This is a genomic window from Amycolatopsis thermalba, from assembly GCF_023376025.1.
GTDB lineage: Bacteria > Actinomycetota > Actinomycetes > Mycobacteriales > Pseudonocardiaceae > Amycolatopsis_E > Amycolatopsis_E thermalba.
This window is the reverse complement of the sequence record NZ_CP091196.1, coordinates 4,258,980-4,281,787: the sequence shown is the minus strand read 5'-3', so window position 1 is coordinate 4,281,787 and position 22,808 is coordinate 4,258,980. Positions and strand designations below refer to the sequence as shown.

Here is a 22,808-nt window from a genome sequence, read left to right as displayed (position 1 = left end):
CGTGAGTTACGACGCGCTGCTGTGGCTGTCCTTCGGCGGTCCGGAGGGACCGGACGACGTCATGCCGTTCCTGGAGAACGTGACCCGGGGGCGGGGGGTGCCGCGCGAGCGCCTCCTCGAGGTCGCCGAGCACTACCAGCACTTCGGTGGCGTGTCGCCGATCAACCGGCTCAACCGCGAGGCGATCGCCGCGGTGGAGAAGGAGCTGGCCGCGCAGGGCGTCGACCTGCCGGTGTACTTCGGCAACCGCAACTGGCAGCCGATGGTGGAGGACACCGTCGCCCGGATGACGGCCGACGGGGTGCGCCGCGCGCTGGTGTTCCCGACCAGCGCCTACGGCGGCTACTCGGCGTGCCGCCAGTACGACGAGGACATCGAACGGGCCCGCGCCGCCGTCGGCGCGGGCGCGCCGGAACTGGTGAAGCTGCGGCACTTCTTCGACCACCCGCTGTTCGTCGGCGCGTTCGCCGACGCGCTGCGGGCCGGTCTGGAGCAGGTGCCCGGCGCGCGGGTGGTGTTCACCGCGCACTCGGTCCCGGAGAGCGCGGACCGGGCCGCCGGGCCGCCGGAGGAGGGTGGCCGCCGGTACTCGCGGCAGATCCACGAGGCCGCGCGGCTGGTCGCCGCGCAGGCCGGGGTCGCCGAGTACGACGTGGTGTGGCAGTCGCGGTCGGGGCCGCCGCAGGTGGCGTGGCTGGAGCCGGACATCGTCGACCACCTCGACGCGCTGCACGCCGCCGGTGTCCAGGGTGTCGTGGTGTGCCCGGTCGGGTTCGTCTCCGACCACCTCGAGGTGATCTGGGACCTGGACAACGAGGCCGCCGAGCGCGCCGCCGAGCACGGCATGGGGTTCGCCCGCGTGGCGACGCCGAACGGGGACCCGCGGTTCGCGGAGCTGGTGGTGGAGCTGGTGCGCGAGCACCTGGCGGGAGCGCCGGTGCGGAAGCTGTCGGACTTCCCGCTCGCCGGGTGCACGGTCAACGGCGTGCCGTGCGCGGTGGGGTGCTGCGAGCCGGTGAAGCGGCCCGTTCGCGCCTGACGCTCAGTCGGCGGCGGCCACCTCGTCGAGGACTTCCCGGGCCCGGTCCAGCGCGGTGTGCCAGCCGCCCGGATCGGGCCGGGGGAAGACGTACTCCAGCTCCACGTCGCCGAAGGTCCGCCCGAGGTAGCGCTCGTCCCACTGCGCGGGCTGCCAGTAGGCCTCGATGCGGATCACCTGGTCCGCGTCCACGCCGTGGTCCGCGGCGACGCGCTCCCAGGCCTGGCGGAAGGCGTCGACGGCCTGCGCGGGCGCGGACTCCGCGAAGACCGCGCCCGTGCCGGTGGTGAACGAGATCAGGTTGCGGGCCGGGTCCACGTAGTCCACGAAGTTCCCCCGTACATCACGAAACGACGCGGGAGATCAAACCACGGAGCGCGCCCGCCCGCGCGTCACGACCCGCCTTCGGTGACGAGGTCGATCGCCGTCGCGGTGACCGTCAGCAGCGCGGGGCGCAGCTCGGGCGCCTGCTGCCCGGCCGCCCGCACCTCCCGCGCGAGCCGCTCGGCGTCGGGGGTGCCGGACTGCGTGATCCACGCCTCGTCGGGGCAGAGGATGGCCACCGTCAGCTCGTCCCAGCCGTGGATGCCGGACATCCGCTCGTGGAAGTCGGGCAGCATGACCGCACCCGCGGCGCCGAACCCGTCCGGGCGGTGCACGCGGAGCAGCCGCCCGGTTTCGGTGACCGCCTCCTCCAGGACCAGGCCGGACCGCACCGAGGCCAGCGCTGTGGTGACGACCTCGGTGAAGCCGCCCGCGCCGTCGAGGTGGTCGTTCAGCACGTGCCGCATCCCGACCGTGCCGCGCGGCGTCAGCGCGGTGTAGGCGAACGTGGCGAACAGGTCGCGCCCGGCCACCGGCAGCCACGGCATGGTTTGCCGCACGACGTCGCTGCCGCCGAGCGATCCGCTGCGCAGCACCGGCAGCAGCTCACCGTTCGCCTGCTTCTCGCGGGCGCGGCGGGCTTCCTCCGCCAGTTCCCCGGCCTCCTCGGCGCGCAGGACCTCGTCGAGCACCTGCTGCGCCTTCTCCAGCGCGCTGTCCCAGCCGGCCGGCTCCGGCCGTTCGAAGAGGAACTGCAGCCCGGCATCGGCGAAGGTTGTGTCGAGGAACTCCCGGTCCGCCGCCGAGGGCTCCCAGTAGGCGGCGATCCGGGTGACCCGCCCGGCGTCGGCGCCGTGCTCGGCCACGATGCGCCGCCAGGCCCGCCGGAAGCCGTCCTCGTCCCGCGCGCCGACCGGCTCGGTGAAGAACTCGTCCGCCGGTCCGAGCGTGAACGAGATGGGGTTGGTGGTGGGGTCACCCAGATCCACGGAAGCTGTCTCCTGCCACTACGACGATGTGTGGATCAAGGAAACACGCCGGTGTCAAGCCGCCGATCAGGGCTGCCGGTCACCCTGTTCGGTGAGTTGCCGGACGGCTTCGTTGATCGCCGCGTAGCGGGCCGTGCGGACCGCCGTGCTCAGCGGGCGCAGGGCGTCGGCGCGGCGCACGGCCGCGGACGACGACAGCGCGCCGCCCGGCTCGTCGATCTCCGCGATCGCCAGGATGGCGCCCACCTCGTCGGCCCGCTGCAGCACCCGCAGCGCCCGGCCCGGCGTCCCGGCGGGCCAGTCCAGGCGCGGCCGCGCCCGCAGCTTCGCCGCCAGCTCCGCCCGCACCCCCGGCCGGTCCCGCGCCACGTCCAGCGCCTGCAGCGCGCCCGCCGAATCCCGGATCGCGTCGGTCAGCCCGTGCTCGGCCTCGCTCAGCCCGACGTAGTCCGGGCTCAGCGGCACCGCGGCCCGGTGGACCGACCAGCGCACCAGCCCCTCCGCGATCGGCACCGGCACCAGGCCGAACCCGAGGTCGGGCAGCAGCACCGCCTCCCCGGCGCGCATCGCGGCCTCGGTGAACGGCCCGCCGCCGCCGAGGCCACGCGGGTCGCCGGGCGCGGGCAGCACCAGCCGGGCGGGCCCGGCGCCGTGCGCGCGCAACGCGGCGAGCAGCTGGACGGGCGTGCCGGGGAAGTCACCGGTGAGCGGGAGGTCGAGCGTCACCGCCGCTTCGGCGTCGGCGGCCACCACCTCGTGCGCCTCGCCCCACGCCAGGAGCGCGTCGAGGACGTCGTCGGACGCCGCGGCTCCGGACAGCCACGCCGAGGCCCACACGGTGAGGGTCGCACTGGGACAGCACACGGCGACCCAGAATACGGCACCCGGCCGCTGGAGTTGCTCCACGTCGACGACACCGCGGGACGTGCGTAGCGTCGTAGTCGTGACACCCGTACCCGAGAACCTCCCGCGCACAGCGGGAGAGCTGCGCGCCGCCGGGCACCTGCCGCGCAGCATCAAGACCGAGATCCACGACAACCTCCTCGCCGCGCTGCGCGAGGGCCGGAACCCGTGGCCGGGCATCGTCGGGTTCGACCGGACCGTGCTGCCCCAGTTCGAACGCGCCCTGCTGGCCGGCCACGACGTCGTGCTGCTCGGCGAGCGCGGCCAGGGCAAGACGCGCCTGCTGCGCACCCTGGCCGGGCTGCTCGACGAGTGGACCCCGGTGATCGAGGGCTCCGAGCTGGCCGAGCACCCGCTGGACCCGATCACCCCGGCCTCGCGGCGCCGCGCCGCCGAACTGGGCGACGACCTGCCGGTGACCTGGCTGCACCGCGAGGCGCGCTACACCGAGAAGCTGGCCACCCCGGACACCTCGGTCGGCGACCTGATCGGCGACGTCGACCCGGTGAAGGTGGCCGAGGGCCGCAGCCTGGGCGATCCGGAGACCATCCACTTCGGACTCGTGCCGCGCGCGCACCGCGGCATCGTGGCCATCAACGAGCTGCCCGACCTCGCCGAGCGCATCCAGGTCGCGCTGCTCAACGTGATGGAGGAACGCGACATCCAGATCCGCGGCTACACGCTGCGGCTGCCGCTGGACGTGCTGCTCGTCGCCACCGCCAACCCGGAGGACTACACCAACCGCGGGCGGATCATCACCCCGCTCAAGGACCGCTTCGGCGCCGAGATCCGCACGCACTACCCGCTGACCGTGGCCGCCGAGGTGGACGTGGTCCGGCAGGAGGCGAACCTGGTCGCGGAGGTCGGCGAGCCGCTGCTGGAGGTGCTGGCCCGGTTCGTGCGCAACCTGCGCGAATCCACCGTGGTCGACCAGCGCTCCGGCGTGTCGGCCCGGTTCGCCGTGGCCGCGGCGGAAACCGTCGCGGCGGCCGCGTTGCGCCGGGCCGCGCTGACCGGCGAGCACCCGGCCGTGGCGCGCCCGGTCGACCTGGAGGCGGTGCCGGCCGTGCTGCGCGGCAAGATCGAGTTCGAGCCGGGCGAGGAGGGCCGCGAGACCGAGCACCTGGTGCACCTGCTGCGCCGCGCGGTCGCCGAGACCGCCCGCGAGCGCTTCGGCGGGCTCAACCTGCGCCCGCTGGTCGAGGCCGTGTCCAACGGGCACCTGGTCGCCACCGGCGAGCGCGTGCCGGGCGCGGACCTGCTCGCCGCGCTGCCCGAGCTGCCGGTGCTGCACGAGGTCGCCGAGCGGGCCGGGGTGTCCGCCACCGACGAGCCGGGCCGCATCGCCGCGGCCGTCGAGCTGGCCCTGGAGTCGCTCTACCTGGCGCGGCAGCTGGCGAAGGACTCCGACGACGCGACCACGGTGTACGGGCCGTGAGCACCGCACCGCAGGGCTGGTCCTACGGCCCGTGGCACGAGGGCCCCGACCCGCTCGCCCCGCCCATCGACCTGCGCGAGGCGCTGGACGAGATCGGCCGCGAGGTCATGGACGGCGCCTCGCCGCGGTCGGCGCTGGAGGAGCTGCTGCGCCGCGGCACCCGCAACACGCGCGGGCTGGACGAGATGACCCGCCGGGTGTGGCAGCGCCGTGCCGAGATCCAGCGGCGGCACCGGCTCGACGGCACCCTGCAAGAGGTGCGGCGCCTGCTCGACGAGGCGCTGGATGCCGAGAAGCGGGCGCTGTTCCCCGACCCGTCCGACGACGCCCGCTTCGCCGAGGCCCAGCTCGACGCGCTGCCGCCGGGCACCGCGGCCGCGGTGCGTGAGCTGTCGGACTACCCGTGGCGTTCGGAGGAGGGCCGCGAGAAGTACGACCAGATCCGTGACCTGCTCGGCCGCGAGATGCTCGACGCCCGTTTCGCGGGCATGAAGCAGGCGTTGCAGAGCACCAGCCCGGAGGACGTCGAGCGCGTCCACCAGATGCTGTCGGACCTGAACGCGCTGCTCGACGCCCACGCCCGTGGCGTGGACGACATCGACGAGCGGTTCGCCGAGTTCATGCGCCGCCACGGCGAGTTCTTCCCGGAGAACCCGCGCGACGTCGACGAGCTGATCGACGCGCTCGCCGCGCGGGCCGCCGCGGCGCAGCGGATGCTGAACTCGATGTCGGCCGAGCAGCGGGCGGAGCTGGCCGAGCTGGCGCGGCAGGCGTTCGGCGACCCGCGCATCGGGCAGCAGCTGGCCGGCCTGGACGCCCGGTTGCAGGCGATGCGGCCGGGGGAGGACTGGACCTCCTCGGCGCGATTCCGCGGCCAGGACCCGCTGGGGCTGGGCGAGGGCGCGCAGGCCATGCAGGACCTGGCGGAGCTGGACGCCCTGGCGGAGCAGCTGGCCCAGTCCTATCCGGGCGCCCGGCTGGAGGACATCGACCTGGAGGCGCTGGAACGCCAGCTCGGGCCGGACGCCGGGGTGGACGCGCGGCGACTGTCCGAACTGGAGCGTGAGCTGCGGTCTCAGGGACTGTTCGAGCGGGCGCCGGACGGCTCGCTGCGGCTGACCCCGAAGGCGTTGCGGCGCCTGGGGGAGACGGCGCTGTCGGACATCGTGCACTCGCTGCGCGGCAAGACCGGCGAGCGGCAGACCGAGTCGGCCGGGGCGGCGGGGGAGCCGACCGGGGCGAGCCGGCCGTGGCAGTTCGGCGACCGGGAACCGTGGGAGGTTTCCCGCACGGTGCGCAACGCCGTGCTGCGGACCGCGTCCACGGGCGGCGGCCGCGTGCGGCTGGACGTGTCCGATGTGGAGGTCGTGGAGACCGAGCTGCGGTCGCGGGCGGCGGTGGCGCTGTGCGTGGACACGTCGTGGTCGATGGTGTCGGAGGGGCGCTGGCTGCCGATGAAGCGCACCGCGCTGGCGCTGCACCAGCTGATCTCCACGCGCTTCCGCAACGACGCGTTGCAGCTGATCACGTTCGGCCGGTACGCGACGTCGGTGGAGCTGCCGGAGCTGGTCGGGCTGGAGGGCGTGTGGGAGCAGGGCACCAACGCGCACCACGCGCTGCTGCTGGCCGGACGGCACCTGCGGCGGCACCCGGACGCGCAGCCGGTGGTGCTGATGGTGACCGACGGCGAGCCGACCGCGCACCTGGAAGCGGACGGCACCGCGGAGTTCGACTACCCGCCCCAGCCGCGGACGCTGGTCAAGACGCTGTCCGAAGTGGACCGGCTGGCGAAGATGGGGGCGTCGGTGTCGGTGTTCCGCCTCGGCGACGACCCGCGGCTGGCGGCGTTCGTGGACCTGATCGCGCGGCGGTCCGGCGGCCGGGTGGTGGCACCCGAGGCGGACGGCCTGGGCGCGGCGGTGATCAGCGACTACCTCCGCACCCGGCGCCGCTAGGTGACGCGCGCCGCCGGCCGTGCGAGTCCCACGCTCGTGCGCGCGAGTCCCACGCTCGTGCGCGCGAGTCCCACGCTCGTGCGCGCGAGTTCCGCGCTCACGGCGGTGAGTTCCGCGTCCGGCGCCCCGCCGGTGTCAGCGGAGCCCGATCCGCAGGCCCGGGCGGCGGCGGTGCACGGTGAGGTAGGACAGGCCGCCGGGGCCCGCCTCGACGGCGCGCGCCTGGCCGTGTGCCAGCCACACCAGCGAGCCGGGGCCGGCGTCCACCGCGTCCTCCCCGGTGGTCACCGTCCCGGTGCCGGTGACCACCACCAGCAGCACGTCGAGGTCGGGCTCGGTGTGGGTGCCGATCCGCTCGCCCGCCGGCAGGTGCACGAGGTTCGCGTCGAGCTGGCGGCCCTCCTCGCGCAGCCGCCACAGGACGCCCGGCGCGTCCTCGCCCGCCGCGGCGATCCGCGTGAGGTTCGCCGGGACGGTCTCGCTTGGGATCGTGGCGCTCAAGGAAACCTGCTCTGTGAGTACGGACGGACCCGCCCAGGGTAGCCGCGCTCAGCGCCGGGGGACGACCGCGATCCGGGCGCCGCGGCCGGGCACCATCGTGATGTGCCGGGGCCTGGCGTGCTCGCCGCGGGCGCGGTCCGGCTCCAGCGCGAACCGGGTGAGCACCGCCCGCAGCACGATCGTCGCCTCCAGCAGGGAGAACCCGGCGCCCAGGCAGCGCCGCACGCCGCCGCCGAACGGGAACCACGTGCCGCTCGCCGGGCCGCCGCCGAGGAACCGCTCCGGCCGGAACGCCGCCGGGTCGTCGTGGTGCGCCGGATCCCCCTGGACCAGGGCGATCGACGGCATCACCGTGTGGCCCGCGGGGATCCGGTAGCCGCCGATCTCGATGTCCCGCGTCAGCCGCCGGGCGACCTCGGAGATCACCGGGTGCTGCCGCATCGCCTCCTTCGCCACCGCCTCCAGGTACTTCTCGTCCCCGGCGTCGGCGGCCTCGATCGCGCGCCGCTGCCGCGCCGGGTCGCGCGCCAGCTCGTGGAACGACCAGGCCAGGGCCGTCGCGGTGGTCTCGTGCCCGGCCAGCAGCAGGGTGATCAGCTGGTCGCGCAGCTCGGCGTCGGAGAGCCGGTCGTCCTCGGCGGGCACGGTCAGCAGGCGGGACAGCACATCACCGCGGCCGTCGAGGTCGCCGGCCTTGCGGCGGTCGGCGATCTCGGCGTAGAGCAGCTCGTCCACCCGGTCCTGGGCCAGGCTGTACCGCCGCCACGGGCCGACCCGGCGCAGCTTGGCGTTGTGCCAGCCGAACAGCTCCAGCACACCGATGTCGACGATGCGGGTGAGCAGCTCGCGCAGCTCGTCCAGCCGCGGCCCCTCGGCGACGCCGAACACCACGCGCAGGATGATCTCCAGCGTCAGCGCCTGCATGCGCTCGTGCGAGCGGAACACCCGGCCCGGCGTCCAGGTCGCGACCTCGGCCTCGGCGAGCTCGGTGATCATGTCCCGGTACCCGCGCAGCGCCGCGCCGTGGAAGGCGGGCATCAGCAGTTTGCGGGCGCGCAGGTGCACGTCCTCGTCGGTGAGCAGCACCGAGTGCGGGCCCATCAGCGGCTTGAGGATGACGTTGCCCTCGCCGGCGTGGAAGACGTCGGCCGGACCGCTGAACACGGCCCTGATGTGGTCGGGGTTCGCCAGCTGCACGACGTGGCGCTCGGGGTAGAGGTTGAGCCGGATGAGGTCGCCGTAGCGGCGCCGCAGCAGGGGCATCAGCACGTGCCGGAAGTTGCCGAAGAGCACCGTCTGCACGCCCGCCGGGAGCTTCGGCCCCGGCGGCAGCGGGAGCGCGCTCGTGCGGGACGGGGTTTCGACGCTCATCGCGACCTCCTCGACGTGACCGGTGCCTCATTTATACGCACGTGTAATCCGGGTGTCCAGCTAGGGTGCCGGGTGTGGGACACCGGGAAGAGCTGCTCGCCGCCGCGCGGCGGCTGCTGGAGGAGAAGGGGTACGCGCACATCACGGCGCGGGACCTGGTCGCGGCCTCGGACACCAACCTGCACTCGATCGGGTACCACTTCGGGTCCAAGGCGGGCCTGCTCAACGCCGCGATCGGCGAGGTGTTCGAGGAGTGGACCGACAAGCTGGCCTCGATCGCGATGGCCGAACCGGCGGTCCCGCCGATCGAGCGCGGGCGGCGCGCGTGGGCGGCCATGCTGGACAGCCTGCCGGCCAGCCGGGCGCTGCTGCTGTCCTACGTCGAGGCGCTGGCGCAGGCGGAGCGGACGGAGTCGCTGCGGGAGCAGTTCGCCGGGCACTACCGCCGGTGCCGGGCCAAGGTCGCCGAGCTGGTCGCCCGGTCCCTGGCCGACGGCTCCCGGCCCGACGACCCGCGGTGCCAGGCGGTGGCCAGCTTCGTGATCGCCATCTGCGACGGGCTGGCGGTGCAATGGCTGCTCGACCCGGAGGGGGCGCCGACGTCGGAGCAGCTGACGGCCGGCCTGGAGGCGATGTGGGCCGCCTCGTTCCCGGGCGCCTGACTCACCCGATGCGGTCACGCGCCGCGCGATGACCCGGAAGTGGATCTACGGTCCGGGCGTGGCTACGAAAACGATCTTCCGGGTGGTGGCGGTGGTGACGGCCCTGGTGGCCGGGTTCGCGCCGGCGGTGGCGTCCGCGCAGCCCGCGGCGCCCCTGGCCGGGTTCGACATCAGCGCCTCGCAGGGCGTGCCGGACTTCGCCGCGGCGAAGGCGGCCGGCGCGCGGTTCGTGTTCGTCAAGGACACCGCGGGCGCCGGGTACGCCAACCCGAACTTCCTGGCCCAGTTCCGCGGCGCGAAGGCCGCCGGGCTGTACCGGTCGGCCTACCACTACGCGCGCCCGGACCAGACCGGCGGCGCCGAGCAGGCCGCCTACCTGCACACGCACGACGGCAAGTGGTTCGCCGACGGCATGACCCTGCCGCCGGCGCTGGACCTGGAGGACACGCCGGGCATTCCCGCCTGTTACGGGAGGCCGCCCGCGGACATGGTCGCGTGGATCCGCGACTTCAGCACCGAGCTGAAGCGGCGCACCGGGCACACGCCGATCATCTACACGACGGCCCGCTGGTGGACGGCGTGCACCGGGAACAGCGCCGCCTTCGCCGCCGACCACCTCCTCTGGCTGGCCCGCTACGACACGACGATGGGCGAGGTGCCCGGCGGCTGGACGGCGAAGTTCTGGCAGTCCGCGGTGACCGGCCCGCTGCCCGGCGACCAGGACACGTTCTTCGGCACGCTCGGCGAACTGCGGTCACTGACCGCTTCGTGACGCGAAACGTTCCCACCGGGCGGGACGGTTCACCGCGGCGCCACCTAGGGTTGGGGTATGAAGACTTGGTCCTCGGTGCCGCTGCCCTACGTGCCGGGCACGCCCCGCCCTCTCCGGTTGTTCGACACCGCCACCGGGCAGGTGCGCCCCACCGCCCCGGGCAAGACCGCGCGCATGTACGTCTGCGGCATCACCCCGTACGACGCCACGCACCTCGGTCACGCGGCGACCTACCTCGCGTTCGACCTGGTCAACCGGGTGTGGCGGGACAGCGGTCACACGGTGCACTACGTGCAGAACGTGACCGACATCGACGACCCGCTGCTGGAGCGCGCCGAGCGGGACCAGGACGACTGGGTGGTGCTCGGCCTGCGGGAGACCGCCCTGTTCCGCGAGGACATGGAGGCGCTGCGGGTGCTGCCGCCGAAGCAGTTCGTCGGCGCGGTGGAGAGCATCCCGGAGATCGTCGAGGTCATCTCGAAGCTGCTGGCGCACGGCGCGGCCTACCGGGCCGACGACCCGGAGTACCCGGACGTCTACTTCGACCGCTCGGCCACCGGCCGGTTCGGCTACGAGTCGAACTACGACGGCGAGACCATGGCGAAGTTCTTCGCCGAGCGCGGCGGCGACCCGGACCGCCCCGGCAAGCGCGACCCGCTCGACGCGCTGCTCTGGCGCGCCGCCCGGCCGGGTGAGCCGTCCTGGGAGTCCGAGCTCGGCCCCGGCCGCCCCGGCTGGCACATCGAGTGCAGCGCGATCGCGGTCAACCGGCTCGGCATGGGCTTCGACGTGCAGGGCGGCGGCTCGGACCTGATCTTCCCGCACCACGAGTACAGCGCCGCCCACGCCGAGGCGCTGTCCGGTGAGCACCCGTTCGCCCGGCACTACGTGCACGGCGGCATGATCGGCCTGAACGGCGAGAAGATGTCCAAGTCGCGCGGCAACCTCGTGTTCGTGTCGCGGCTGCGGGCCGACGGGGTCGACCCCAACGCGATCCGGCTGGCGCTGTTCGCCGGCCACTACCGCAGCGACCGCTCGTGGACCGACGACCTGCTCACCACCGCCCAGCAGCGGCTGGCCCGCTGGCGCGAGGCCGCGGCGCTGCCGTCCGGGCCGGAGGCGGACGACACGATCGCCCGCCTGCGGGACCACCTCGCCGACGACCTGGACACGATCAACGCGATGCGCGCGGTCGACGCGTGGGCCGACGAGGCGCTGCGGCAGGGCGGGCGCGACACGGGCGCGCCCGCCCTGATCCGCGTCGCCGTCGACGCGCTGCTGGGCGTCGAACTCTGATCGGCGTATAACGACCTATACGGTGCGGCCCTGGTGCAGCCGCAGGGTCGCACCGTCCCACTCCCGGCGCAGCCACCGGTCGTGGCTGGCGAGGACGACCGCGCCGGGCGCGGACCCGAGCGCGTCGAACAGCTCCTCGGCGAGCGTGAGCGAGATGTGGTTGGTCGGCTCGTCGAGCAGCAGCAGGTCCGGGGGCCGGGCGATGAGGATCGCCAGCGCGAGCCGCCGCCGCTGCCCGACCGACAGCACCCCGGCCGGGCGGTCGAGGTCCCACGGCGCGATCAGGCCCAGGTTGGTCAGCTCGGGGGAGTCCGGGCCGGCCGCCTCGGCGTAGAGCCGCCGCGGGGTCTTCGCCGGGTCGGGCAGGGTGACGTCCTGCGCGAGCATCCCGGTCCGCAGGCCCGCCCGGCGCCGCACGGCGTGCGGGGCCAGACCGCCGGCGAGCACGCTGAGCAGCGTGGACTTGCCGGCGCCGTTGCCGCCGGTGACCAGCAGCCGCGCCGACGCCGTGACGTCCAGCTCGGCCAGCTCCAGCCGTCCCGGCACGCGGATGCCGCGGGCGGAGAGGATCAGCTCGTCCTCACCCGGCGGGGCGGTGAGCGCGCCCGCGAACCGCAGCGGCGGCGGGGGTTTGCGCACCTGGTTGGCGGCCAGCTCGTCGAGCCGCTGCTGCGCGTTGCGGACCCGCCGGGAAATCTGCTTCTGCACCCGGCCGGTCTTGAAGTCGTACAGCATCTTCGCGTTGTCCCGGGGCGGCCGGTCGTGGGCGACGGCGCGCGCGGTGACCGTGACCGATTCGGCCAGCCGCTTCAGTTCCGCCTGCTCCCCGGCGTAGCGCTGCTCCCAGCGGGCGCGTTCGATGCGCTTGTGCGCCAGGTAGTCGCGGTAGGCGCCGCCGTAGCGCACCGGCCCGCCCAGCGCCGGGTCGAGGTCGACGATCGCCGTGCACACCGCGTCCAGGAAGACCCGGTCGTGCGAGGCGAGCACCACCGTGCCGGACAGCCCGGTGAGGTGGCGTTCCAGGAACTCCATCGCCGGGTCGTCCAGGTGGTTGGTCGGCTCGTCCAGCAGCAGCGTGGCCGGCTGCCGGATGAGCAGCGCGGCGAGCCCGAGCCGGGACCGCTGGCCGCCGGACAGCTCGCCGACGGGCCGCTCGGTTCCGCCCAGCCCGAGGCCGTCCAGGACGATCGCGGCGCGCCGGTCGGCGTCCCAGAGGTCGTGCGCCTGGGCCCACTCCAGCGCCGCGCCGTACTCGGCGAGGGTGGCCTCGGACGGGTCGTCGGCGACGGCTTCGGTGAGCCGCTCCAGGCGCCGGGTCGCGCGGCGGATGTCGGCGAGGGCGTCCTCGACGACCGCGGACACCGGGGTGCCGGCTGGGTAGGGCAGTTCCTGGTGGAGGAAGCCCACGTCCGGTCCGGTGTGGACGGTGCCGCCGTGCGGGCGTTCGAGGCCCGCGAGGAGCTTCAGCAGCGTGGACTTGCCGGCGCCGTTCTCGCCGACCAGGCCGACGCGGTGGCCCGGGTCGGCGGCGAAGTCGAAGCGGTCGAAGACGACGCGGTCGCCGTAGGAGAAGGAGAGTTCGTGAACGCGCAAAGACATGGGACATCACCGGCCGGAGTGTGACGGCGGAACCCGCCGGGCCGGCTGGCCGCGGACGCGGGTCGGACGGGATGTCAGTTCTTCATGGCGCTTCCAGGCTAGCGCGGGCGGTCAACTCTTTTTCTCGCAGCCGGATCTTGCCGACCGGGAGGGCCGGTGCGGCGCATGACTACGGTGGAGCCGTGCCCCACCTCTACGCCACCAGCGACCTCCACGTCACCCACAACGGCAACGCGCCGCTGATCGACGAAATCCGGCCGGACTCGCCGGAGGACTGGCTGCTGGTGGCCGGCGACGTGGCCGAGAGGATCGAGGCGATCACCACCACCCTGGACACCCTCAAGCAGCGCTTCGCCGAGGTGGTGTGGGTTCCGGGCAACCACGAGCTGTGGACCGTCCCCCGGGACGGCAACGATCTGCGCGGCGAGGCCCGCTACCGGCACCTCGTGCAGCGCTGCCGCGAGCTCGGCGTCCGCACCCCCGAGGACGAGTACCTGGTCTGGCCCCACGCCGGCCGGCCGCTCACCATCGCCCCGCTGTTCCTGCTCTACGACTACAGCTGGCGCACCCCGCAGGCCGAGGACGTGTCCCTGGCCGAGGCGCTCGGCCAGGCCCGCGAGGCGAACGTGGTGTGCACCGACGAGTTCTACCTGCACCCCGACCCGCACCCCACCCGCCAGGACTGGTGCGCCCACCGGCTCAAGGTCAGCGAGCAGCGCCTGGACGCCATCCCCGCCGGCCACGGCACGGTCCTCCTGTCGCACTGGCCGCTGCACCGCCACCCGACCGCGCCCCTGCGCTGGCCGGAGTTCGCGTTGTGGTGCGGCACCACCCGCACCGAGGACTGGCACCTGCGCTACCGCGCCGAGGTCGCGGTGTTCGGGCACCTGCACATCCCGCGCACCACGTGGGCCGACGGCGTCCGCTTCGAGGAGGTCTCGCTCGGCTACCCGCGCGAGTGGCGCAAGCGCGCCCGCGGCCCGATCCCGCTACGCCGCATCCTCTGACCGCGGCCGCAGCGCCAGCAGCGGCACCGTCACCACCAGCACCCCGGCCGCGACGAGGAAACTCAGCGCCGGGCTGGCGTGGTAGAGCCCGGTGAACACGGCGGGGGAGGCGGACATCCCGAGGAACCGCAGCGCGGTGACCACCGAGATCGCGCCGCTGCGCCCGCCGCCCGCCCCGCCGAGCACCGTCGCGTTGATCCCGACCAGCACCAGCTGGCCGCACACCCCGCCGACGGCCCACGCGATCGTCACCGCGGGCAGCGACGGGAACAGCCCGATCGAGGCCATCGCGGCCGCGCCGAGCAGCAGCCCGGCGGCCAGCGCCACCCGCGGCCCGAACCGGTCCGACGCGGCGCCGACCAGCCGAGCGGCGACGAACCCGGCGATCCCGTACGCGGTCAGCACCAGCCCGCGCACACCCGGGGTGAGGGCGAACAGGTCGTCGATCCGGAACGCCACCAGGAACGGCAACCCGGCCAGGCACGCCCAGGCCAGGAACACCACGCCCCCGGCCCACAGCACGACCGGCCGGAACGCGTCCCGCAGCCGCGATCCCGGCTCGGCCGCTGAGTGGTCCGGCGGCAGCGGGCTCGCCGCCAGCACCAGCGCGACCACCGCGATCCCGGCGAACGCCCACCGCCAGTCGCCCTCCGCGGCCAGCCCGCCGACCAGGGGCGCCGAGGTCTGCCCGAGCGCCTGCATCGCGCCGAACGCGCCGAGCGCGCGGCCGAGCCGGTCCGCCGGGGTGATCGCCGCGAGCTTGGTCAGCAGCAGCGGGGTGGTGAACGCGTTGGCCACGCCCTGCAGCCCGCGGGTGACCTGGAACAGCCAGAACCACGGCACCAGCGCGGCCAGCGCCGCCGCCAGGACGTAACCGGCGTAGGCGATCCGGATCGTGCGGACCGGCCCCCACCGCGCGCCGTAGGTGCCGGACACGAGCATCACCAGCGCGAACGGCAGCAGGTACGCGGTCAGCGAGGACGCCGCGGTCGCGGGCGACACGCCGAAGCTCGCCGACAGCTCGGGCAGCATCGACGACACCACCCCGCCCCCGAACGGGCCGAGGAGGCCACCGACGTAGAGGGCGACGCGGGCGGGCCGCCCGCTCACCGGCCTGCCGGTCCCGGCCCCTCCGCGCCCGGACGGCGCCGGCGCAGGTAGCGCTCGAACTCGGCGGCGATCTTCTCGCCGCTGGACTCCTCCAGGGTGATCGCCGTTTCGGCGTCGCCGCGCTCCTCCAGCGAGCGGACGTACTCGGCGATCTCCTCGTCCTCCTCGGCCATCTCGCTGACCGTCTGCTGCCACTCCTCGGCCTGCTCGGGCAGCGCGCCCAGCGGCACCTCGACGTCCAGGACGTCTTCGAGCTTGTGCAGCAGCGCCAGCGTCGCCTTCGGCGAGGGCGGGTGCGACACGTAGTGCGGCACCGCGGCCCAGATGGAGATCGCCGGGATGCCCGCCTGCACGCACGCGTCCTGCAGGATCCCGACGATGCCGGTGGGGCCCTGGTAGCGGCTGCGTTCCAGCCCGAACCGCGCCGCGGCCTCCGGGTCGTAGGCGGTGCCGGTGACCGGGACCGGGCGGGTGTGGGCGGTGTCGGCCAGCAGGGCGCCGAGCGTGACCACGGTGGACACGCCCAGCTCCTCGATGTGGCCGAGCAGCTCGCGGCAGAAGGCGCGCCACCGCATGTTCGGTTCCGGGCCGGTCACCAGCACGATGTCCTGGTCGTAGCCGGGCGGGTGGCAGATGGACAGGCGCGTGGTCGGCCATTCCACCCGCCGGGTGACGCCGTCCACCATCCGCACCGTCGGGCGGCTGACCTGGAAGTCGTAGTAGTCGTCCGGCTCCAGCTCCGCGAGGGGCTTGGCGTCCCAGCTGAGCTGGAGGTGCTCCAGGGCGGTGCTGGCCGCGTCACCTGCGTCGTTCCAGCCTTCGAAGGCGACGACCATGACCCGTTCCCGGGACGTGGCGCCCCCGGGGACGGACTGCTCGGGCTGCGGGATCGCGTCGGCTGGGTCACTCACCCACCCAGCCTACGACCCGCCGGGCGGTGACGAGACCGTAGCCTGGTGTCATGTCCGATCGTTTCTCGTCACCGCTGCTGGACGCCCTCGCCGCCCGTGTGGTCGTGGCGGACGGCGCGATGGGCACCGCGCTGCAGGCGCACGAGTTGTCCCTGGACGACTTCGCCGGCCTGGAGGGCTGCAACGAGATCCTGAACGTGACGCGCCCGGACGTGGTGCGGGGCATCCACCGCACCTACCTGGAGGCCGGCGCGGACGCGGTGGAGACGAACACCTTCGGCGCGAACCTGGCGAACCTGGGGGAGTACGGGATCGCCGACCGCATCACCGAGCTGGCCGAGGCCGGGGCGCGGCTGGCGCGGGAGACCGCCGACTCCTACGCCACGGCCGACCGGCCGCGGTTCGTGCTGGGCTCGGTCGGCCCGGGCACCAAGCTGCCCACCCTGGGCCACGCCCCCTACGCGCGGCTGCGGGACGCCTACGCCGAGCAGGTCACCGGTCTGCTGCACGGCGGGGTCGACGCGGTGCTGGTCGAGACCTCGCAGGACCTGCTGCAGACCAAGGCCGCGATCCTGGGCGCACGCCGGGCGATGCGGGCCGCCGGCCGCGAGGTGCCGGTGATCGCGTCCATCACGGTGGAGACGACCGGCACGATGCTGCTGGGCACCGAGGTCGCCGCCGCGCTGGCCGCGCTGGAGCCGCTGGGCATCGACGTGATCGGGCTGAACTGCGCGACCGGGCCGGCGGAGATGAGCGAGCACCTGCGCACGCTGTCGAAGTCGGCGCGGGTGCCGCTGTCGGTGATGCCCAACGCGGGCCTGCCCGAGCTGGGACCGGACGGCGCGGTGTACCCGCTCTCGCCCGAGGGTCTGGCCGAGGCGCTGTCCGGGTTCGTGCGCGAGTTCGGCGTGGGCCTGGTGGGCGGCTGCTGCGGCACCACCGGCGAGCACATCCGGCAGCTGGCCGAGGCGGTGCGCGACGCCGAGCGCGCGCCCCGCCGCCCGCGGCACGAGCCGGGCGTGTCCTCGCTGTACCAGGCGGTGCCGTTCGAGCAGGACGCCTCGGTGCTGATGGTGGGGGAGCGCACCAACGCCAACGGCTCCAAGAAGTTCCGCGAGGCCATGCTCGACGGCCGCTACGAGGACTGCGTGGAGATCGCGCGCGAGCAGACCCGCGACGGCGCGCACCTGCTGGACCTGTGCGTGGACTACGTGGGCCGGGACGGCGCCGCCGACATGGCCGAGCTGGCCGGGCGGCTGGCGACCGCGTCCACGCTGCCGATCATGCTCGACTCCACCGAACCGGCGGTGCTGCAGGCGGGGCTGGAGCGGCTGGGCGGCCGGTGCGTGGTCAACAGCGTCAACTACGAGGACGGCGACGGCCCGGACTCGCGCTTCACCAAGATCATGCGGCTGGTGTCCGAGCACGGCGCCGCGGTCGTGGTGATGTGCATCGACGAGGAGGGCCAGGCCCGCACCGCCGAGTGGAAGGTCCGCGTCGCCACCCGCACGATCGAGGACCTGGTCACCAACTGGGGCATGCGGGTCAGCGACATCATCGTCGACTGCCTGACCTTCCCGATCACCACCGGGCAGGAGGAGACCCGCCGCGACGCGCTGGAGACCATCGAGGCCATCCGCGAGCTCAAGCGCCGCTACCCGGAGGTGCAGACGACGCTGGGCATCTCCAACGTCTCCTTCGGACTGAACGCGGCCGCGCGCCAGGTGCTCAACTCGGTGTTCCTGCACGAGTGCGTCGAGGCCGGGCTGACCACCGCGATCGTGCACGCCTCGAAGATCCTGCCGATGGCGCGGATCCCGGACGAGCAGCGCGTGGTCGCGCTCGACCTGGTCTACGACCGGCGCCGCGACGGCTACGACCCGCTGCAGAAGCTGATGTCGTTGTTCGAGGGCGTGTCGGCCGCCTCCAGCCGCGCCTCCCGCGCCGAGGAGCTGGCCGCGCTGCCGCTGTTCGAGCGGCTGGAACGGCGCATCGTCGACGGCGAGCGCACCGGGCTGGAGGCCGATCTCGACGCGGCCCTGGCGGAGAAGCCGGCGCTGGACATCGTCAACGACACCCTGCTGTCCGGCATGAAGACCGTCGGCGAGCTGTTCGGGTCCGGCCAGATGCAGCTGCCGTTCGTGCTGCAGTCCGCGGAGGTGATGAAGACCGCGGTGGCCTACCTCGAACCACACATGGACAAAACGGATTCCTCGGGCAAGGGCCGGATCGTGCTCGCCACGGTCAAGGGCGACGTGCACGACATCGGCAAGAACCTGGTGGACATCATCCTGTCCAACAACGGGTACGACGTGATCAACCTGGGTATCAAGCAGCCCGTGAACGCGATCCTGGAGGCCGCCGACGAGCACGGCGCGGACGCGATCGGCATGTCCGGGCTGCTGGTCAAGTCCACGGTGATCATGAAGGAGAACCTGGAGGAGATGAACTCCCGCGGGGTCGCCCAGCGCTGGCCGGTCCTGCTCGGCGGCGCGGCCCTGACCCGCACCTACGTGGAGAACGACCTGGCCGAGCTGTACCACGGCGACGTCCGCTACGCGCGGGACGCGTTCGAGGGCCTGCGGCTGATGGACACGATCATGGCCGCCAAGCACGGGCGGGCGCCGGAGATCAGCGCGGAGGAGGCGGCGAAGAGAGCGGAGCGCAAGGCCCGCCGCGAGCGGTCCCTGCGCATCGCCGAAGCCCGCAAGTCCGCCCGAGAGCCGGAGGCCCCGATTCCCGCCCGTTCCGATGTCGCGACCGATGTGCCCGTGCCCGTGCCGCCGTTCTGGGGCACCCGCGTGGTGAAGGGCATCCCGGTCGCCGAGTACGCCGCCCTGCTCGACGAGCGGGCCACCTTCCTCGGCCAGTGGGGCCTGCGTGGCGCCCGCGGCGGGCAGGGGCCCAGCTACGAGCAGCTGGTGGAGACCGAGGGCCGCCCGCGGCTGCGGTACTGGCTGGACCGGCTGGCCACCGACGGGGTGCTGCAGCACGCCGCCGTCGTGTACGGCTACTTCCCGGCCGTCGCCGAGGGCAACGACCTGGTGGTGCTGACCGAGGCGCACGCCGACGCGCCCGAGCGGGCCCGGTTCACCTTCCCGCGCCAGACCCGCGACCGCTACCTGTGCCTGGCCGACTTCTTCCGGCCCCGCTCCACCGGCGAGGTGGACGTGCTGCCGCTGACCCTGGTCACCATGGGCCAGCCGATCGCCGACTACGCCAACGAGCTGTTCGCGAACGACGCCTACCGCGACTACCTGGAGGTGCACGGGCTGGGCGTGCAGCTGACCGAGGCGCTGGCCGAGTACTGGCACCGCCGCGTCCGGCAGGAGCTGCACTTCACCAGCGGCCGGGCGGTCGCCGACGAGGACCCGCGCGAGCTGGAGGACTTCTTCAAGCTGGGCTACCGCGGCGCCCGTTTCTCCTTCGGCTACGGCGCCTGCCCGAACCTGGAGGACCGCGCGACGATCGTGGAGCTGCTCGACGCCGAGCGCATCGGCGTGAAGCTGTCCGAGGAGTTCCAGCTGCACCCCGAGCAGTCCACCGACGCGATCGTGGCCCACCACCCCGAGGCCAAGTACTTCAACACCTGAGCAGAGGGAGAACCACTTGACGGACGGCCTGGCTGCCGTGCTCTGGGACATGGACGGCACGCTCGTCGACTCGGAGAAGCTGTGGGACGTGGCGTTGTACGAGTGCGCCGAGTGGCTGGGCGGCACGCTCACCACCGAACAGCGGCTCACGCTCGTCGGGTCCAACATGGACGCCACCGCGGGCTACCTGCTGGCCGTGACCGGGCACGAGCCGGCCGCCGCGGCGATCGCGGACACCGGCGCGTGGATCCGCGACCGGACCGCGAACCTGTTCGCCGACGAGCTGCCCTGGCGGCCGGGCGCCCGCGAGGCGCTGACCGCGGTGCGCCGCGCCGGGATCCCGTCGGCGCTGGTCACCTCCACCGAGCGGTCGCTGACCGAGCTGGCGCTGGACACGATCGGGCGGGAGTTCTTCGACGTCACCGTCTGCGGGGACGAGGTGGACGGGCTGAACAAGCCGCACCCGGAGCCGTACCTGCGCGCGGCGCGGCTGCTCGGGGTGGACCCGGCACGCTGCGTGGCCGTCGAGGACTCCCCGCCGGGCACCGAGTCGGCCGCCGCCGCGGGGTGCGTCGTGCTGGTCGTGCCCAACGACGTGACCGTCGCACCGGGGCCGCGGCGGGTGTTCCGCACCTCGCTCACCGGCGTCGACGCGGACGCGCTGCGCGCCCTGGTGTGACGCCGCCGTCAGCAGCGGCGGCCCGGATCGGATGCGGTGCGGGCCGGATGGAAGGATCTACAGACCGTGAAGACCTTCGACGAGCTGTTCGCCGAGCTCACCGACCGGGCCCGCACCCGGCCCGAGGGATCGGGCACGGTCGAGGCGCTGGACGCCGGCGTGCACGCCCAGGGCAAGAAGGTGCTCGAGGAGGCCGGTGAGGTCTGGATCGCCGCCGAGCACGAGTCCGACGACCGGCTGGCCGAGGAGATCTCCCAGCTGCTGTACCGGGTTCAGGTGCTGATGCTCGGTCGCGGGCTGACCACCGAGGACGTGTACCGCTACCTGTAGCGGGACCGGAGAACGATCGAGGAGTGAGGGCATGCTGCGGGTTGCGGTGCCGAACAAGGGAGCGCTGGCCGGGCCGGCGTCGGAGATGCTCGGCGAGGCCGGTTACCGCCAGCGGCATGAGCAGCGCGACCTGACCGTGCTCGACCCGAACAACGAGGTCGAGTTCTTCTTCCTGCGCCCCAAGGACATCCCGATCTACGTCGGCTCGGGCGAGCTGGACCTGGGCATCACCGGCCGCGACCTGGCCCTGGACTCCGGCGCCCCGGTCGAGGAGGTGCTGGCGCTGGGCTTCGGCGGCTCCACCTTCCGCTACGCGGCCCCGGCCGGGCAGGACTGGAAGCCGGCCGACCTGCACGGCAAGCGGCTGGCCACCTCCTACCCGCGGCTGGTGCGCGACGACCTGGCCCGCCAGGGGGTCGAGGCCGAGGTGATCCGGCTCGACGGCGCGGTGGAGATCTCGATCCAGCTCGGCGTCGCCGACGCGATCGCCGACGTGGTCGGCTCCGGCCGGACCCTGCGGCAGCACAACCTGGTCGCGTTCGGCGACCCGATCTGCGTGTCCGAGGCGGTGCTGGTGCAGCGCGCCGGCAGCGACGCGGCCAAGGCGAAGGCGCAGCTGACCGCGCGCCTGCAGGGCGTGGTGTTCGCGCAGCAGTACATGATGCTCGACTACGACTGCCCGCGGACGCTGCTGGACCGGGCGGTCGCGATCACGCCGGGCCTGGAGTCGCCGACGGTCGCGCCGCTGGCCGACCCGGACTGGGTTGCGGTGCGGGCGATGGTGCCGCGCAAGAAGGTCAACCAGATCATGGACGAGCTCGCCGAGGTGGGCGCGAAGGCGGTCCTCGCCTCCGACATCCGCTCCTGCCGGCTTTGACCGGCGGTGTCCTGCCGGCGTTCGCGCCGATCTGGGCACTGACCGGACTGGGATACCTGCTCGGCCGGTTCCGCGTGCTGGGCGAGGGCGCCGAGGCGGCGCTGACGAAGTACGTCTTCGTGGTGGCGATGCCCGCGGTCCTGTTCACCACGATGCAGGACACGCCGCTGACCGCCCTGCTCAACCCGGGTGTGGTCGCGTTCCTGCTCGGTACCGTCGTGGTGGGCGCGATCGGGTTCGCGCTCGGCAAGTGGGTGTTCCGGCGCAAGCTGTCGGAGTGGGCGGTCAGCGGGATGGCCTCCTGCTACGCCAACGCCGGCAACCTCGGCATCCCGGTGCTGCTGCAGCTGTTCGGGGACTCCGCGTTCATCATCGTGGTGATCCTGCTGCAGACGCTGGTGCTGATGCCCGCCCTGCTGGCGCTGCTGGAGACCGACTCGCGGGAGCCGGGCCGCTCGCGGTGGCGGACGCTGCTGATGCTGCCGGTGCGCACCCCGGTGATCGCCGCGTCGCTGACCGGGATCCTGTTCCGGGCGAGCGGGCTCCACCTGCCGCAGCTGGTGGCGCAGCCGCTGCACCTGATCGCCTCGGCCGGGGTGGGCACCGCCCTGCTGGTGCTGGGCATGTCGCTGACCTCCGGTGGCTCCCGCGAGCCGGTGGGGACGCGGCGCGCCGAGATGGCGACGGTGGTCGGGCTGAAGCTGGTCGCCCAGCCCGCCATCACCCTCGGCATCGGGCTGCTGCTCGGCCTGCCGCACCCGGTGCTGATGATCGTGACCGTGTGCGCCGGGCTGCCCACCGCGCAGAACATCTTCATCGCGACCAGCCAGTACGCCCTGGACAGCCGGTTCGTGCGCGACTGCGTGCTCGTGTCGACCCTGGTGTCGATGGGGTCGCTGTCCCTGGTGTCCTGGCTGGTCGGCGAGTTCCTCTAGGGCTGCAGGTCCAGGGCCGCGGCGAAGGTGCCGTCCATGTGGAACGGCGTGGACTGGTGCTGGTGCGTGATGAGCCACCGGTCGCCCTCGCGGCGGAGGCACACCGTCGACCGGAACCACAGGGTGAACGGCTCCGGCTGACCGGCCGGGACGGCGGTGAGCCGGTTCAGGCTGTGCGCGTAGGCGACGTCGCCGCCCACGGTGACGTGCAGGTCGCGAACCTCGTAGTCGACGGGGCCGGAGAACCCGGCGAACCAGCCGCGCAGGGTCTCCGGATCCCGGGTTTCGGCCGGGCCGTGCAGCAGCGGCGGCGCGAGCGTGAACGCGACGATGTCCGGCGCGTACCGGGCGACCACCGCTTCGGCGTCCCCGGCCCGGATCGCGGCCGCCTGGTCCGCGATCAGCGCGCGGATCTCGTTCTGCTGGTCGATGGTGCTGGTCATCGCTGGTCCTCCCACTAAGGTGTGCTTGCACGGGGGACGTCGAAGCCGAGGTGCCGGTCTCGACATCCCCGGCG

General features: G+C 73.6%; 21 protein-coding genes. 12 read left to right on the top strand and 9 right to left on the bottom strand.

Going from position 1 to position 22,808, the window contains the following annotated elements:
- Position 1: 1 nt before the first annotated feature.
- Positions 2-1,039, top strand: a complete 1,038-nt coding sequence (locus tag L1857_RS20685) for a ferrochelatase (protein WP_116109047.1) — start codon at positions 2-4, stop codon at positions 1,037-1,039.
- A gap of 3 nt (positions 1,040-1,042) precedes the next feature.
- On the opposite strand, the gene L1857_RS20680 is transcribed toward L1857_RS20685, so the two are convergent.
- The 3 genes from L1857_RS20680 to L1857_RS20670 all read right to left on the bottom strand — a co-directional run bounded on the left by L1857_RS20680 (position 1,043) and on the right by L1857_RS20670 (position 3,216).
- Positions 1,043-1,366 carry a hypothetical protein gene (locus tag L1857_RS20680; protein WP_094002890.1) on the bottom strand — a complete coding sequence of 108 codons (324 nt, stop codon included), beginning with the start codon at positions 1,364-1,366 and terminating at the stop codon, positions 1,043-1,045.
- Between the two features lie 65 nt (positions 1,367-1,431).
- Positions 1,432-2,352: a hypothetical protein gene (locus L1857_RS20675; protein ID WP_094002891.1), complete on the bottom strand. Its 921-nt coding sequence runs from the start codon at positions 2,350-2,352 to the stop codon at positions 1,432-1,434.
- A gap of 66 nt (positions 2,353-2,418) precedes the next feature.
- Positions 2,419-3,216: a hypothetical protein gene (locus tag L1857_RS20670; protein ID WP_162830940.1), complete on the bottom strand. Its 798-nt coding sequence runs from the start codon at positions 3,214-3,216 to the stop codon at positions 2,419-2,421.
- A 79-nt stretch (positions 3,217-3,295) separates the two neighbouring features.
- Between L1857_RS20670 and L1857_RS20665 the strand changes: the two genes are divergently transcribed.
- On the top strand, positions 3,296-4,693 hold the full coding sequence (locus tag L1857_RS20665; RefSeq protein ID WP_094002893.1) for an ATP-binding protein: 1,398 nt from the start codon (positions 3,296-3,298) through the stop codon (positions 4,691-4,693).
- Positions 4,690-6,648, top strand: a complete 1,959-nt coding sequence (locus L1857_RS20660; RefSeq protein ID WP_116109052.1) for a VWA domain-containing protein — start codon at positions 4,690-4,692, stop codon at positions 6,646-6,648. Before L1857_RS20665 ends, L1857_RS20660 begins: the two co-directional genes overlap by 4 nt.
- A 135-nt stretch (positions 6,649-6,783) precedes the next feature.
- Here the strand turns inward: L1857_RS20660 and L1857_RS20655 are convergent, their stop codons facing one another.
- Together L1857_RS20655 and L1857_RS20650 are read right to left on the bottom strand one after the other, a co-directional pair.
- On the bottom strand, positions 6,784-7,149 hold the full coding sequence (locus L1857_RS20655) for a hypothetical protein (protein WP_116109054.1): 366 nt from the start codon (positions 7,147-7,149) through the stop codon (positions 6,784-6,786).
- 48 nt (positions 7,150-7,197) lie between these two features.
- Complete coding sequence (locus L1857_RS20650; protein ID WP_116109057.1) at positions 7,198-8,520, bottom strand: cytochrome P450; 1,323 nt, start codon at positions 8,518-8,520, stop codon at positions 7,198-7,200.
- Between the two features lie 74 nt (positions 8,521-8,594).
- Between L1857_RS20650 and L1857_RS20645 the strand changes: the two genes are divergently transcribed.
- The 3 genes from L1857_RS20645 to mshC are packed head-to-tail and all read left to right on the top strand — an operon-like array spanning position 8,595 to position 11,250.
- Positions 8,595-9,182, top strand: coding sequence for a TetR/AcrR family transcriptional regulator (locus L1857_RS20645; protein ID WP_094002897.1), 588 nt, complete (start codon positions 8,595-8,597; stop codon positions 9,180-9,182).
- Positions 9,183-9,240: 58 nt separating this feature from the next.
- Positions 9,241-9,954: a GH25 family lysozyme gene (locus L1857_RS20640; protein ID WP_249465914.1), complete on the top strand. Its 714-nt coding sequence runs from the start codon at positions 9,241-9,243 to the stop codon at positions 9,952-9,954.
- A gap of 57 nt (positions 9,955-10,011) precedes the next feature.
- Entirely contained in the window at positions 10,012-11,250 is a 1,239-nt protein-coding gene (gene mshC / locus L1857_RS20635; RefSeq protein ID WP_116109060.1) for a cysteine--1-D-myo-inosityl 2-amino-2-deoxy-alpha-D-glucopyranoside ligase, read from the top strand.
- A 15-nt stretch (positions 11,251-11,265) separates the two neighbouring features.
- Here mshC and L1857_RS20630 read toward each other — a convergent pair whose 3' ends face one another.
- On the bottom strand, positions 11,266-12,849 hold the full coding sequence (locus tag L1857_RS20630) for an ABC-F family ATP-binding cassette domain-containing protein (RefSeq protein WP_116109062.1): 1,584 nt from the start codon (positions 12,847-12,849) through the stop codon (positions 11,266-11,268).
- A 182-nt stretch (positions 12,850-13,031) separates the two neighbouring features.
- Between L1857_RS20630 and L1857_RS20625 the strand changes: the two genes are divergently transcribed.
- On the top strand, positions 13,032-13,856 hold the full coding sequence (locus L1857_RS20625; protein ID WP_094002900.1) for a metallophosphoesterase family protein: 825 nt from the start codon (positions 13,032-13,034) through the stop codon (positions 13,854-13,856).
- Here L1857_RS20625 and L1857_RS20620 read toward each other — a convergent pair.
- The gene (locus tag L1857_RS20620) at positions 13,839-14,966 is read right to left on the bottom strand and encodes an MFS transporter (RefSeq protein WP_249465907.1); all 1,128 of its coding nucleotides are present in this window, start codon (positions 14,964-14,966) and stop codon (positions 13,839-13,841) included. The two genes, L1857_RS20625 and L1857_RS20620, sit on opposite strands and share 18 nt — an antisense overlap.
- The gene (locus tag L1857_RS20615) at positions 14,963-15,877 is read right to left on the bottom strand and encodes a PAC2 family protein (RefSeq protein ID WP_094002902.1); all 915 of its coding nucleotides are present in this window, start codon (positions 15,875-15,877) and stop codon (positions 14,963-14,965) included. Before L1857_RS20615 ends, L1857_RS20620 begins: the two co-directional genes overlap by 4 nt.
- A 50-nt stretch (positions 15,878-15,927) precedes the next feature.
- On the opposite strand from L1857_RS20615, the gene metH reads away from it, so the two are divergent.
- The 5 genes from metH (at position 15,928) to L1857_RS20590 (ending at position 22,291) form a co-directional block, all read left to right on the top strand.
- The gene (gene metH, locus L1857_RS20610) at positions 15,928-19,470 is read left to right on the top strand and encodes a methionine synthase (RefSeq protein WP_116109068.1); all 3,543 of its coding nucleotides are present in this window, start codon (positions 15,928-15,930) and stop codon (positions 19,468-19,470) included.
- Between the two features lie 16 nt (positions 19,471-19,486).
- Positions 19,487-20,149: an HAD family hydrolase gene (locus tag L1857_RS20605; protein ID WP_283258019.1), complete on the top strand. Its 663-nt coding sequence runs from the start codon at positions 19,487-19,489 to the stop codon at positions 20,147-20,149.
- Between the two features lie 66 nt (positions 20,150-20,215).
- On the top strand, positions 20,216-20,479 hold the full coding sequence (locus L1857_RS20600; RefSeq protein ID WP_094002905.1) for a phosphoribosyl-ATP diphosphatase: 264 nt from the start codon (positions 20,216-20,218) through the stop codon (positions 20,477-20,479).
- A 31-nt stretch (positions 20,480-20,510) separates the two neighbouring features.
- Positions 20,511-21,356, top strand: a complete 846-nt coding sequence (hisG, locus tag L1857_RS20595; RefSeq protein ID WP_094002906.1) for an ATP phosphoribosyltransferase — start codon at positions 20,511-20,513, stop codon at positions 21,354-21,356.
- Complete coding sequence (locus tag L1857_RS20590; RefSeq protein ID WP_094002907.1) at positions 21,353-22,291, top strand: AEC family transporter; 939 nt, start codon at positions 21,353-21,355, stop codon at positions 22,289-22,291. The genes hisG and L1857_RS20590 overlap by 4 nt, the downstream gene beginning before the upstream one ends.
- On the opposite strand, the gene L1857_RS20585 is transcribed toward L1857_RS20590, so the two are convergent.
- The gene (locus L1857_RS20585; RefSeq protein ID WP_094002908.1) at positions 22,288-22,734 is read right to left on the bottom strand and encodes a YybH family protein; all 447 of its coding nucleotides are present in this window, start codon (positions 22,732-22,734) and stop codon (positions 22,288-22,290) included. The genes L1857_RS20590 and L1857_RS20585 overlap by 4 nt on opposite strands.
- Positions 22,735-22,808 lie beyond the last annotated feature (74 nt).

Coding starts and splice junctions, on each gene's coding strand:
- L1857_RS20630 (WP_116109062.1), bottom strand. CDS start 12,849: ATGTCTTTGCGCGTTCACGAACTCTCCTTCTCCTACGGCGACCGCGTC.
- metH (WP_116109068.1), top strand. CDS start 15,928: ATGTCCGATCGTTTCTCGTCACCGCTGCTGGACGCCCTCGCCGCCCGT.
- mshC (WP_116109060.1), top strand. CDS start 10,012: ATGAAGACTTGGTCCTCGGTGCCGCTGCCCTACGTGCCGGGCACGCCC.
- L1857_RS20650 (WP_116109057.1), bottom strand. CDS start 8,520: ATGAGCGTCGAAACCCCGTCCCGCACGAGCGCGCTCCCGCTGCCGCCG.
- L1857_RS20585 (WP_094002908.1), bottom strand. CDS start 22,734: ATGACCAGCACCATCGACCAGCAGAACGAGATCCGCGCGCTGATCGCG.
- hisG (WP_094002906.1), top strand. CDS start 20,511: ATGCTGCGGGTTGCGGTGCCGAACAAGGGAGCGCTGGCCGGGCCGGCG.